General features: G+C 48.2%; 3 protein-coding genes and 1 pseudogene. 2 read left to right on the top strand and 2 right to left on the bottom strand.

Going from position 1 to position 14,559, the window contains the following annotated elements:
- Positions 1 to 236: 236 nt before the first annotated feature.
- Together B1728_RS03755 and B1728_RS03750 are read left to right on the top strand one after the other, a co-directional pair.
- On the top strand, positions 237 to 7,760 hold the full coding sequence (locus tag B1728_RS03755; protein WP_079908810.1) for an endo-1,4-beta-xylanase: 7,524 nt from the start codon (positions 237 to 239) through the stop codon (positions 7,758 to 7,760).
- Between the two features lie 200 nt (positions 7,761 to 7,960).
- A complete protein-coding gene (locus B1728_RS03750; protein ID WP_179135868.1) occupies positions 7,961 to 9,514 on the top strand; it encodes an S-layer homology domain-containing protein in 1,554 nt (517 codons plus the stop codon).
- A 277-nt stretch (positions 9,515 to 9,791) separates the two neighbouring features.
- On the opposite strand, the pseudogene B1728_RS35660 reads toward B1728_RS03750, so the two are convergent.
- Together B1728_RS35660 and B1728_RS03740 are read right to left on the bottom strand one after the other, a co-directional pair.
- Positions 9,792 to 9,959, bottom strand: a pseudogene (locus B1728_RS35660) (carbohydrate-binding protein); the annotation flags it as partial.
- A 99-nt stretch (positions 9,960 to 10,058) separates the two neighbouring features.
- The gene (locus tag B1728_RS03740) at positions 10,059 to 14,534 is read right to left on the bottom strand and encodes a beta-L-arabinofuranosidase domain-containing protein (RefSeq protein ID WP_079908807.1); all 4,476 of its coding nucleotides are present in this window, start codon (positions 14,532 to 14,534) and stop codon (positions 10,059 to 10,061) included.
- Between the last annotated feature and the right edge of the window lie 25 nt (positions 14,535 to 14,559).

Genomic DNA, 14,559 nt, shown 5'->3' with positions numbered 1-14,559 from the left:
GGAAGTTAAGTCTTAAATTAATGTATATGTTCAATATTGTCATAGGGATGGTACATTATGAGCTGTAGACCAGCCTTACCATGCATGGGTCATTTACGTTTTTTTCGAAGGAGGTGAGATGCTTATCGCCGGCAAGACCGAGAATCCTGTTTGTTGTCAGCGCTTCCAATCAGGTGTTTAGATTGATTGAGCCGAGCCTTGTTTAACAAGATGAAAGCTAAGGAGGAACATGTAGAATGAGAAAAATTAGCTGGCGAAAAGCACTTGCCGCTAAGATGGTTAGCACGCTGCTGCTTTCCATCATCAGCCCTGTGCCGTTTTCCGCCCCGGTTCAGGCTGCGGCTATGGCTGCTCCGGTGACAGCGAACTGGTACAATACCTACCAGACTATGGACGGTGCAGGCGCTGCTTATGCATACACCGATTCCGTACATATGATGCAGCTTGCTGCCGCAGGCCATCAGGATACCGTAAGGCATCTGCTTAATCTGACATTCAGCGAGAAGGACGGCACCGGCCACGACATCGTACGCGTGATCATTGGCGATAACGGCGGCCTCACCGCCAGCGGGACGGCAGCAAGCCCTGGCTTTAACCCGGTAACGGGTTTGCTTGCCGATGTAACAAAGCCCGGCTTTGACGTCCAGGGGACTCCCATCCCCATGAGAGGAACGGCCGGCCAATACGGTTATAAAATAGAAGGAAGCGATCGTTATTACGACGGCAACACCGATAGTATCTGGCCTAACGAGCCGGAGCATGACCCGGGTACGCTGGTGCCTGTGGAGGGCTTCGTATGGGATTACCCGTCTTGGAATCAGCCGATTGCCAATGACGACGGAGGCCCTACCAACCTCCTCAGCTCACCTGACAGCGATCCTGTTGTGATCAAAAACTCTCCTCGTACGAGAAAAGAGCTCTTCGATTTCGACCAGGTGTGGACAATGCGCCAGGCTATGCAGTATGGCGTTAAGCAATTCTACGCCTGCACGTGGACGGTACCTTACTGGATGAGCAATTCCTCGACCAATGCTCCTAACAAAATTATCCGCGGCGACACAGCCACAATCGATGGAAAAACCGTAAAAATTTATTATCAGGCTTATGCCGATTATCTCGTCAATTATATCCGCGGCATGTGGGAGCAATGGGGGATCCCCATTACCCATATCAACCCCTTTAATGAGGTTGACCTCGCAGGCGGGACCGCAGCCTATGTCCAGGAGCTTATTGACGGCTATATAGGTCCTGCCCTAAAAAAATCCATGCAGCCCGGCGGCGCGCTCTACGATATCAAGAATCCTGACGGAAAGGTCATTGATTTTATCCCTCAGCTTGCTGCGTTGGACGGAACCAACCTCAGTGCTTCTCTAAGCAGAGGCGGCGCCGTTTTTTCCGAAACCGACGAAGCCAATGCGTTAAACAAAAATCCATACCTCGACGTGTTTACTACCCATTTGTATGGCACCGTCGGCATCGGCACGGATGAGACAAAGCTTTACCATACGGGAGACTTTTCCCAGAGCCCGTTGGATTATACGAAGGACGGATCCAAGTATCCGGAATACCTGACCCGGTATAAGCTGTGGCAGGCAGAGTTCATGAATCAGGACACGAGCGACGGATCAGCCGGTGCTTACACCCAGCGCTACGGAAATCAGAACATCTATGACGCCGTACGCTGGTCCAATCTGATGACCAATATGTTCACCAGCAATCCGGGCTTTAACGGCTTCGTCTGGTGGAGTATGTGGGATAGCAATGGTGCAGACGGCTCCGACCTGATTCGCTTCGTTACTACCAACTCCCAGCAAAAGTCCGGACGCATCAGCACGCTGACCGGCGAATACCGCGTGTTCAAGCGCTTTTACGGCTTCGGCCATTTCTCCCGCTTTATGAAGCCGGGCGACGTACGCTTCGATATCACACGGGTACCCGCAACCGATGTGAATGTGGTCGGCTTCAAGAACCCGAACAACAATGATTTCTCCATCACGGTCACCAACGCCAATAACGACGACAGCATTCAGCCTTTGGAATTTACGCTGAAGGACTTCCCGGCAGGCACCAAGAGCGTAACTGTATTCCGTACCTCAGGCAGCGAGAATCAGAAGAAGCTCGATGCGATTCCCGTAACAAACGGCAAGTTCCGTATAGACATTCCATCGGCCAGTATCGTCACCATTGTACCGTCCCAGGGCACTTATGCCTCATATAACGGTCTTGACGGTGAGCGCGATATTTTCTCCTCCCTGGAAGCGGAAGGAAACGACAATGGCGTTACAGGCGACACCGCAGGCAATGCCGGCCGTGCCAATGAAGCTGTTACACTGAGTGACGGAAAATATCTCGCATACAAAAACGTGAACTTTGCAGATGGATCCGCTAACGGCGGTGTGGTCCGCAGACACTTGTTGTATCTAAACGCACAGGTGAAGTCAACACAAGGCGGCAGTCTTCTTGCCTACGTCCTGCCAACTGGTACCGCAGTGAACGACACGGCCGATATAGTATCGCAAGGTACGCAGGTAGCCAAAATTCAGGTACCGGCTAACGACAAGTACGGCAAATATCAAGACATGGTAGCTACAGGGGACCTTAGCGCATATGGACATAAGGATCTTTATATCGTAGCAGCGACGAACGGGACCAATGGTTCCCTAACCGTTGACCGGTTCTTATTCGGAGCCAATGATTCCGACTGGAGTACCGCTGCTAACAACTCGACCGTTTCCATACCAGGCAATATTCTTCTTAACGGGGACTTTGATACCGCCAATGCCTCCAATACAAACAATTGGGCCACCGGCAGATTCAATAACGGGACATTTCTACAATCGGTAACAGAGCCTTCCTTAACTGCCGATACCATTCAGAGTTACTCGGGTCTTTCGCGTTATCTCAAGAACAGCTCCACATCGAAGGTTGCCGGCTCTGTAAAAATTTCCGGCCGCATTGATGCCGCTGGCCAATATGACGGGATATGGCAGGATGTTACCGGCAAGCTGACAAAAGGAGAAAAATACAACTTCAAGGGGTATTTTCTCTCCATGAAGAGCCGTCCGGAGAGCTATGATGTTGCTGCGGAAAACCCGGGCGACGTCGAAATTGCCCTGGTATATTACGACAGCGAAGGAAAACAGCTGGGCCTAACTCCTATCAATGGCCGTGATATGCCTGAGCCGTACGCAGCTCGTGAAGCCGGAGATCCAGCCTACTGGAACGCCAATGGCCAACTTGTGGGCCGCATCCTTGAGGGCGGACCGCTCGGCCTCACCTCCTTCCAGCCTGTCGACGTTCAGGTGGCAGACTGGCATGAGACCCCTAACCAACCGTTCACTTATAATGAGCCGGATGGCACAGCCAAGGTGGTTTTGGCCCTGTATGCGAAGGATTCCAACATCCTCTTTGCCGATCAGCTTTCGCTAACACCCGAAGTTGTATCCACTTATCATATTTTCGTTGACGGAGTCCAACCTTCCGATTTTGATGTGAGTAAGTCCGATTATTCGTATACCGTTACTGGAAGCACCGTACCCATAGTAACGGCGTCATCAAGTGATCCGGATGAACAAGTAAGTATTTCCCAGGCCGAAAGTAATCTAGGTACAGCTGTTGTACGTTTTATTAAAGGACAGAATGTGAAAACGTATAGAATAGCATTTAATTCAAATGAAGTCATAAGCTTTGCCAATGGGCTTCCGGCAGGCTGGGAGATCCTGAACCCGGACCATGTTGAAGCTTCTATCAGTACAACCAAGAGCGCTGTAGCTGTTAAAGCCTTTAAGGCGGATGCGGATTACCCCAATAACCGTAACATACTGCAGTTACCGGTTTCACTAGCTGGGAATTGGACCCTTACAGCGACCATTAACACGAATATAGCACTTAGTGCATCCGATACAAACGGCACACAAGCGGGTATTGGCATCTACAATACTTCCAGTGGAGATAATTATGAAATTGATGCCCAAAAGGTAAACACGAATACCAAAGTTCATAATGCGAGTAAATCGGGTACCAGCACGACGAATAATACTTCGAGCACCAACCTGAATGGTTCAAGCTATTGGATTCGGATAGTGAAGAATGGAACCGGTGTACAGGGGTATTATTCAACGACCGGCGGCTCCACTTGGAATACGATGGGAACGAATGTGTCATTTACCCCTGATTTCTTCCAAAATGCCAAGCTTCGTCTGTTTGCTGTAAACAAAAGCAGCTCCATCGATTTGGATGCGGCATTCTCCAATGTGACTTTATTGATGACTGCGGCTGATCCTGGGAATGTTAATTCCGACCAACAGGCGGTGGAGCAAGCAGCGGCTCTAATAGGAAACCGTATTGCCGTTCCAAATGCAGCCGGGAATGACGCAGTAACCTTGCAAGCAAAAGCACAAGATTTACTTGCTCATGATGCAAAGCTAAAATCACTTGGAGTTACCTGCCATATTTCCATTGAGGATGGGAAATTTGTACTGACCATAACTAAAGGAGCCGCCAGTATAAGCATCCGCTCGCTTACCATCGCAGGAGACGGATCGGCAGCTATTACCAAAGATTTTGAGGATCAGACGCTTCAAGGCTTCACTCCGCAGGGCAGCGCTACCGTAACCCTAACCCCGACAAACGAAGCCAATCATACGACAGGCGGAACGTACGCTTTGAAAGTAACCGGAAGAAATGCCAATTCGGATGGGCCTTCCATCCATGTGAAGAACGCCGTCAAGATCGGCCACGAATACAAAGCTGCCGTATGGGTCAAGCTCGCCAGCCCGACAAGCGCGCAATTAAAGCTTACCGCAGTCGTTCATGCGGCAACACCTTACTATATTAGCCTTCAGCAGCAAACAGTAAGTGACACAGCCGGCTGGGTCAAGCTGGAAGGCACCTATCGTTTTTTGGACGATGATGTAACTTTATATGTGGAAAGCCCTAACAGCACTACAGCCTCCTACTATATCGACGATTTCAGCTTCGAGGACACGGGTTTGCCAAATATAGTTCCTCTCAAAGAGGCTTATAAGAATGACTTCCTGCTCGGAAATGTGCCTGGACCCAATGATCTGACACCGGGCAACGGGCAGAATGCCTTCTATAACTATCATTTTAACACCGTGACCTTTGGCAATGAGATGAAGCCGGACGCTTTGCAGAAAAACAAGGGTACCTTTACATTTACTACCGCAGACAGCATGGTTGCGAAGTCCCAGAGTATGGGAATGAATATCCATGGCCATGTGCTGGTGTGGCACAGCCAGACCCCTGCGTGGTTTACTCAAAAGGTAGACGCAGCTGGAAATGCATTGAAGGATGCAGCTGGTAATCCGATCTACCTCAGCCGTGACGAGGCTCTTGCCAATATGAGGACTCATATCAAAACCGTGATGGAGCACTACGGAGATCAAGTAATCTCTTGGGACGTCGTCAATGAGGCTATGCAGGATGGACCGCCGGCTGTTGCCAATTGGAAAGATGCGATGCGGAAATCGCCATGGTATTATTCCGTAGGCCCGGACTTCGTAGAGCAAGCATTCCTCGCGGCTAGAGCCGTGCTGAATGACCATCCCGAGTGGAACATAAAGCTGTACTATAACGATTTCAATGAGGAATTCCCTGCGAAGAGAGATGCTATCTACGACATGATAAAAGAAATGAACGATAGATATGCTCAGACCCACCCGGGAAAGCTCCTCGTTGACGGTATCGGTCTGCAGTCTCATTACGATATGAGAACAAACCCGGCCAATGTTGAGGCTGCAATTGTGAAGTACGCCTCGTTGGGCGTTGAGCTCAGCATCAGCGAGCTTGATGTTCTGGCTGGAATGAACTCCTCTCTATCTGCGGAATGGGCGGATAAACAGGCAAGTCTATACGCGCAATTATTCAAAATCTATAAGAAGCACGCCGATAAAATAGCACGAGTGACCATCTGGGGATATGCGGATAATTTCAGCTGGAGAACCAGCCAAAATCCGCTGCCTTTCGTTGGTTCTCTGGCGCCGAAGCCGGCCTACTACGCAATCATTGATCCGGATAAATACCTGACAGAGCATCCGCTCTATACACCGCCTGAGACGAGCAGCTCCACGGCTCCGTATGGCACACCTGCAATCGACGGAACCGTCGATGATATTTGGAACCATGCCCCAGAGATGCAGATTAATCATTTTCTAATGGCAACGGCAGGAGCTTCAGGAACTGCGAGAGCTCTCTGGGATGAGAACCATCTGTATGTACTGTTCCAGGTAAAAGATACGCAGCTCAGTAAATCAAGCACGAATAAGGCGAACCAGGACTCCGTTGAAGCTTATGTGGACGAAGACCGGGTGGACGCATGGCCTTATCGCGAAGATGACGGAGAGTACAGAGTCAACTACGCAAATGAGCAATCCTTCAAGTTCCTCAGCAATTCGACGCCGGCCACATCCCCCGGTTTTGAGTCGGCAGCTGCTGTAGACGGAACGAATTATGTGGTCGAAATGAAGATACCGTTTAAAACGATAACACCGCAAAACGGTACAAGGATCCGGTTCGATGCGCAGGTAAACGATGCAACCGGGTCTACGCTTCAGAGCGTGGCTACATGGAATGATATTCTTGGAAGAGCGAATAAATCCACAGAGGTATTCGGGAACCTCACCCTCATCGGCAGGACAGCGGCTGACACGACCCCGCCGACATGGGCACAAGGCAGCAGGCTCGAAGAATCCAATGTAATCAGCACGGGGCTCACATTAACGTGGACGGCGGCTGAGGACGTAAGCGGGGTGGCCGGCTACAGGATATACAATGGAGTAGATGCTGAACCAATTCCTGTATCCGGAGCTGTATATAGCTATCCTGTTACTGGCTTAATGCCGAATACGAGCTACACATTTAAGGTTGAAGCAGGAGATACGGCCGGCAATTGGAGTACGAACGGTCCCTCCAAATCGGTTAGAACGCTCCCCTCGAACGTACTTTCAGCAGCATTAACGGGTGTAGATCGTGTCGTTCCCGGCCAGTCCTTTAACGTGAACTATGGATTGAGTAACGTAACACAGAGTGTCTACGCCCAGGATGTAACCGTCAATTATAACGCTTCCCAACTAGAGCTTCTAGGCATTCAATCTTTGAAGACTGGACTTTCCGTCGTTGACAGCCATGAAGCGGCACCGGGCCAAATACGTATTCTGGCGGCCTCTCAAGGCGGGAAGAACGCCGTGAACGGCGACGGGGACCTGCTTCAGCTTCAGTTCAAGGCGCTTCCCGTGTCCAGCACGGTCACTAGCGCCGTATACCTGACGAATGTAAAGGTATCTGACGGTAACGGAACAGTCTCGAACGTTAGCAGCGGGCCTGCCTATCGAGTCGTTATAAGCTCAGTTGATAAAACAGCACTGAATCGCGCTATTGAAACGGCCGTTGTGAGCTTGAATGCTGCCACGGAAGGCACTCTCTGGGGACAATATCCAGTCGGGTCCAAGGTGGCCCTGCAGGCAGCGGTCAACGCTGCACAGGCAACAGCCTCGAATCCTTCCGCTGCCCAAGAGCAGGTGGAGCAGGCTCTCTCTCAGCTTAACCTTGCGCTGCAAGCCTTCCAAAGCTCCCTTCAGACCCAAGCTACCATCGGGGATTTGGGAGTCATGGCCAATAACTACAATAAAACCTCCGATTCACCGGACTGGAGCCTTTATATGCGCTACGATTTGAATCAAAATGGCCGGATAGATATTTCCGACCTGGCGTATATCGCAAGATTGATTCTGAAATATTGAAGCAAGCCATGGTTTTTCCGGAGGAAGGTAGCCTTAGCCCTTATCCTTTACCTTCCTTCCGGCATTTTGGGTAGAAAGGACTTATCATTATGCCTAGAAGATACGGTTTGATAGGAATGATTCTTGCGATCATATTCATAAGCTCCATTAGTTCGGCCTCCATATCGCATGCGTATGCGGAAGGATCACCCCGGTTCATATTGACAACAAACGCAGACTCGGCTGCCGTCGGCAGCGAATGGAAGGTCAGTGTTAAAGGATTACAGCTGGAGGACTTATATGCATACGAAGTCAACCTTACCTATGATGCAACGAGGCTCAAGTTCCATTCCGCTGAAAGCAATGCATCCGGAGGGTTTACTGTCGACCCCATTATCAATGGCAACAGGATTCTGCTCGCACATACAGGCGTAGGGGCAGTACAGGGATTGAACGGGGACCAAACCCTTTTTACTCTTACCTTCACAGGGATAGCTGCCGGAACGGCTGATATTGGGCTTGATCAAATGACCTTGGTGAATGTTGTTGATTCCCAATTGCATACTTCAGAAGCAGCCATTGGTGTCAAGAAAACCGTTAGCATTGTGAATAGAAGCAGCGGCAATAACGGCGGAGGCCATAGCAGCGGAGGAGCTTCCGGCGGTGCTAACGGACCGTCCTCTACTCCTGCTCCTGTAAAAATGACGGATGATGGTCATGGCAAAAAAACCGTAGAGCTTCCTGCCGGCGCCACGGAAGTGAAAATAGCAATGAGCCAGATTGGCACCGACCCCCGGACCCGCCTCGAGATCAGGAACGACAATCTGAGCGTGGAGCTGCCTCCCGAGGTGCTTCTGCAGTTAAAAGGAGCTGTATCCGAGGAACAATTGAATACCAGTACACTCTATTTCGTCATGAATCCGCTGCCTCCCGATGACGCAGGGAAGCTGATAGACCGGCTTCAGCATTCCCATCACGTCGGTTTAAGGCTGTCCGGCAACGTATACGAATTCAGCCTGCAATTGATTACAGGAGAAAATCAGACCATTTCCTTGACAACCTTCACAAAGCCGATTACTTTGCGATTGAAAGTAGATCCTTCCTTAGACGCCAAGCTGGTCTCCGTTTATCACATAACGAAAGATGAAGCGCTTGAGTTTATGGGCGGAACCTTCACCAATGGGGAAATTTCCGCCGACCTTCATCATTTTAGCCAATATGCCGCCTTAGAATATACCAAAGTATTCGAGGATGTTCCCCATAGTCATTGGGCGAAGAAGGTCATTACGGAGCTTGCTGCCAAGCATATTGTAGCTGGTACCAGCGACATGAATTATGAGCCGGAACGGATGATCACCCGGGCTGAATTCACCTCTTTGCTGGTTAGGGCCCTTCATTTAACCGACAAAGGGGATATCCGCTTCTCGGATGTTTCGGAATCTGACTGGTTCTTCCCTGAGGTTTCCATTGCAGTGAAGGCCGGAATGGTTGAAGGAACGAGCGAAACGACCTTCGAGCCCGGGACTCCGATCTCACGGGAAGAAATGGTTGCCATGCTTATGCGTACCTATCTAATTCAGCATAAGGCAGATGCTATACCTGCCGGAGCTGCCTTTGATGATGAGGACGCGGTTTCTCCATGGGCCTTGCCTTATGTCAGGAATGCGAAAGGCTTGCATCTTATCGAGGGCCGGGAGGATAACAGGTTCATCCCTCAAGGAGTCGGAACTAGAGCGGAGGCAGCCCAAGTGATTTACAATTTCTTGAGTTTGTAATGCTGCAGCTTCTGACGGTCCCTTGGAATCGGTAAAATGCAATCAGCCTCCCTTAAGCCGGGAGGCTGATCCTTTATCGTTTAGGAGATTATACGCAGTAATTTCCTGCGGATATCCGGGGATTTGTTCTTCTTACCTACTGAGCAGAAACATGCGTACTGTCTATATTGGGTCCTTCCGTACCGATAGTTACCACCTTGAACGTATTGGTCCCGCTATTCATGGGCACCTGAATGATCTCCCCCCCAATGGGTCCAACTTCCCGTTGCTGCAAAGGCTCATTCATCGGGCTGTATTGCCTGCGGATGTACCACCATACATAGGCTTGAAAGTCTCCCTCTGCCAGAGCATTGTGCCTATGATAAGCCACCTCCAAAGCCCCGGGCCAGCGATCCGCCGAGTTGTTGTCGCTATTCGGATAATAAACCTCCGTCATCCAAAGCTCGCCTGAGCAGCAGAGAGAGCAAGCCCGAACTGGCTGCTTGCTATCTCGCTGCAATGTTCTGTTTCACTTCGTTTCTAATCATGACGACTAGCTAATCACCTATTCAAATATTTTGGACGCAACATACGCCAAATCCATAATATCTATCTTATTATCGCTATTCATATCCGCCATCTTGGCTGTTGTCCAGTCTGCACTGCTGGAATCCTTACCGTAATGGTAAGCAACCATTGCAAGGTCACCTACATCAATGATTCCATCCTTGTTGAGATCTGCAGACACTTCCTTAATCTCGGCCGCCTTGAAGGTAGCTACCGCGCTGTTCAGTGCGGTAACCGCATTGTCAACCTGGGACTGCGTCGCGCTTGGGCTGTCTTTGACGGCTTTGGCTGCATTGATTGCTATGCCGAACACATCCTTGGCTGCTTGCGGGTATTGACCCGGCAGTGTGCCCACTACGGCAGCGTCATACAAGCTCTGTGCACTCGTAATGGCTGTTGTCAGTGCCGTCTTGTCTACAACGGCATCAATCTTGCCTATAGCAATGCTCTTGCTTCCAAGAGCCGCCTGAATCACCGTTCCCTCGGGAGCCACGCCCAGCTTGGCTTGGGCAGCCGCAATCGTTCCGGTCGTATTCTGTACGCCGGCCTTGACCTTGAAGGTTAGATTCAGAACCGGCGTGCTGCCCCCGGATACCCCTCCGATATTGGCGGCAATGAGCCTCACTTTTCCTGCGGTCGCTTTATCCTCTGTCACGACCTGGATGTTGTTGTTTGCACCTACCGCACTTACATAGTCGAATACGTTAGAATCATAAGACAAGGTGGTGTCCTGGGCAAACACGCTTTGTGTCAGATTGTTCAGGCTAACGCCCACAGTAAAGCTGCTTCCAGGCTTCACGCTGCTATCTGCGGTAAGTGCGGCCGTTGCTTCTTGTGCTTGTTTGTTGATGCTTAAGGTATAAGCTGTTTCTGTTACCCCATCCTCGGCAACCACTCTAACGTTCAAAGTTGTCGTGTCAGATAGTAAAGTTACTTTTCTGTCTGCTGTATCGTCAATTAAGATATTATCAACATATACCAAAGCATTCGCGTTTTCGGGAGTGAATTTAACTAGAGCCTCTGTAGAATGAGCAGGAACAGAAACTGAATAATGGTTATCCGTCAATGCCGCTGACGTTCCGCCTGCAGTAACGCTCTGAAGCTTCGTGCTATTGTTATAGTCTTTCAGAATGGAAACCGTTCCGAACAATCTGCCCACGTAACCCGATCCTTTGTTGGCGAACTTTACAGTTACTTTTGTTTTTCCCGCTATCAAATTCGCCGGAATTTGATATCTAACCTCATAAAATTGGTCGGGGGTTTTGGCTGCTATGGTTTCTTCCTTAATGAGATTGCCATCAACATATACATTAAAGGTTCTTCCTTTATCACCGCTATAATATTTGGTGGATATATAATTAGTAACGGAAGGATCGACTGCCATATCATAACTTATCCATGCGGCTCCTGTTGCCCCGCCCCATGCTTGACGATACTGTTCCCCGCCGTAGGAACCTCCTCCCGTATTTCCTTGCAAGTTATGCGCTAATTCATGCTGGTCATTCGTAATTTGCACTTCATCGATCTTGGCAATGGCCCTTTTTGCCGCATTCTTTTTATTCAAAATATTTTTCTGGAACGTCGGGGAATCTAAGGCAGATAAATAGAAGTAGATCCCATATCTTTCTTTGTATAGTGAATAATAGGGTGTAAACTTCAAATGATTATCTTCATCCGTATTCCGCAAAGTGAATTCCAGCTTTCCTTCCGTCTTAACCAGATTATTTTTGACATTATGTATCCAGTCTGTAACAGAGCCATCTTTAACAAGGATATAATCCTTAAAGGTTACGCCCGGGGGCAAATTTGCTTTCTGCGAAGCAAGATGCGGAATCGCGACCATCTGCTCCGTTCCAAGTCCTGCACTTAAAACAAGAGGACCATACGTAAATGCTGCCGCTTCAGGATTATCTATAAGGGTTGATACCTGTACTTCCAAAGGGAACGTCAATTCAACAACATCCCCCTTCTTCCATACACGATTTATATCTATATATCCGTTGGCTGCTTCCACATTCAATGCTGCCCCGTTAATCGTCACAGCTGCTTTTTGACCTTGGGCAATCCACTCTGGCGATCTAAATTTAATATTCATGGCCTCGGAAGGTGCAGCATTAATTGTAAACGTTGCCTTATCGCTTTGAGGGATATTGGTTTCTTGTGTTAGCTGAAAGCCTTTTTCAGCCCAGTTCAGCGTCGAGCTCAGGTACATGTTGACATAAAGATCTTGATCGGTATGATAGTAGATACTGTCATCCAATTTGGTGAAATTCTCCATACCGCTTCCGGTATCGCACCAGAAGCTATCGAACTCTGTAGAAAATACTTTGAAATATCCGGTTCCCATCGGTTTAAAGTACGTACTCATACCAGTCTCCGGATTAATGGAGGACATGATCTCATTTTGCAATGTCTTTTCATAATAATTTGCATATTTGATATCTCCGGTAAGCCTGAACAACTCTCTTGTAAGCTTCAACATGTTATAGGAATTACAAGTTTCATCGTTTATGTTATTCCTGTAATTATCCAACTGCCCGGGTTCCCTGAAATGCTCGTTTTCGCTATTTCCACCTGTTACATAGGTATGGTCGTTGACCACCATTTCCCAAAAATTCTCCGCTGCTTTCAAATAGAACGATTCCGCTTCACCTAATGTACGATATCGGTTCAATGCGCCGATAAACTTGGGAATTTGTGTATTTGCATGCTTGTTCGACAATACATCTTGACCGTTAACGATGGGGGTAAACAAGGAATCCTCATCAAACCTATGGGCTGCCGTTAAATGATTCGGGCTACTGGTGTATTTATAGAGTTCATATAGCGCGTCGTTGATACCGCCATATTCTACGTTCAATACTCTTGTATGAGTTGAATCGTCCCATGTTTGAGTCCTGTTATATGCCCAATCTCCCAACTTGCTTGCAATCTGCAAGGCATCTCCATTTCCTTCGTACTTATAAATATCTACAAGCCCTGCAATAATTTTATGCATGGTATACCACGGTACCCAGCTTTGCCCCTCGATCTTGCCTTCAATCACATCAAAATGAGCCTCCGGTGTTGCAAAAACATATCCATTGCTGCTTGCATTCTGACATGCCTTCAATTCACTGATAATGTAATCGATTTTGCTCTTCACTTGCGCATTCAGAGCCGGATTATTTTTGGTTTGTTTATATGCCTGTGATAACGCTGTCATGTAATGTCCCAATGTATGCCCTCTAAGATAGCTCCAGCTGCCTTCCCAACCGTTATAAAGCTCTGCTTTCTTTGGTAAACCTGCTACCGTTCTGAATCCCGACAAAAGACGATCCGGATCAAGCTTTAACAAATATTCAACATCTTTATTGAATGCATTCACATAAAAGGGATCTGTAACATCTACCTGCTCCATGTCAAAGTTTTTGAGCTTTGCAGAATCTCCTGCATACTTACTGGTTATCACAACGACAGAAAATTCTTTGGTTAACGTTACGGAACCATAGGTTATAGTGGCTGTTATTGTAATTGGAGTATCTACCCCTGGATCCGTGACCACTCCTGTATTTGAAATTACATTTTCATTTGAAGTACTCCATGAGATGGAGCTTCCATTGATCCCTTTTGCCGGGAACGTAAGATTGCCTCTCGTTGTCTCCGGTAGAATGATTGCATCCTTATCTTGCTGTGCAATGATCTTTTCGTCTATAAACCCGCCTTCCGCTTTATAAACGTTCCGAATAGCTTCATCTGACGCAGCGACACTGTAAATCTTGAATTCATCCACGTTCAGTTTTGAATAGCCTCCGCCGTAGAGGGGGGAGTTAAAGCCTAAATACTTATGATCGGTATTATTTGCTACAATGCTGCCGCCCTGCTTATTATAAGAAACCTTTTGAGCAATACCATTACGGTAAATTCCCACATTTTTTGTTGCACTATCATAGGTGACCGCAATATGAGTCCACTCTCCAACGGGAAAGAATGCACTTCTGTCCCCTGTCACATACGATTCCTGCACACTTGTTCCCGTGGAAAGCTTTAATGGAACTGTATCGCTCAGGATGCTTAAATACCATCCTTCTCCCATCCAATTTCCACTTGGCTTGTTCCACATGATCATATGCTCGCCTTTTAACGCAGAATCTGGCTTTACCCAAAAAGAAACGGTCAGATTTTGCGGTTGTAATGCGGGTGACGTACCTAAATCAATATAATTATTCGTTCCGTTTAGCTGCAATGCTTTCCCGACTTTTCCGTCAACATAATTTGCGTTGCCGTTCAGTACCCCTTGAATTCTATTACTAGAGGAATCTGCAATATTATTTTCAAATTTTAACTCCAGCTGCTTTGAACCATCTAATTCTGCTGCATATGTCGGAATAGCGAAACCAGAAAAACCCGACATTAGATTTGCCATTAATGTTAAGGATATTAACTTAGGTGCGCTCTTCCTCATTGGCCTATTTATTCCTTTTAACCGTTTCATGACGTTGCTCCTTTTGAAAGTTTTT

It is taken from the genome of Paenibacillus sp. 32352 (assembly GCF_002042965.1).
Taxonomy (GTDB): Bacteria; Bacillota; Bacilli; order Paenibacillales; family NBRC-103111; genus Paenibacillus_S; species Paenibacillus_S vulneris.
Note: the sequence above shows the minus strand (reverse complement) of the source record. Positions and strands in the feature narration are given on the sequence as shown.

Coding starts and splice junctions, on each gene's coding strand:
- B1728_RS03740 (WP_079908807.1), bottom strand. CDS start 14,534: ATGAAACGGTTAAAAGGAATAAATAGGCCAATGAGGAAGAGCGCACCT.
- B1728_RS03755 (WP_079908810.1), top strand. CDS start 237: ATGAGAAAAATTAGCTGGCGAAAAGCACTTGCCGCTAAGATGGTTAGC.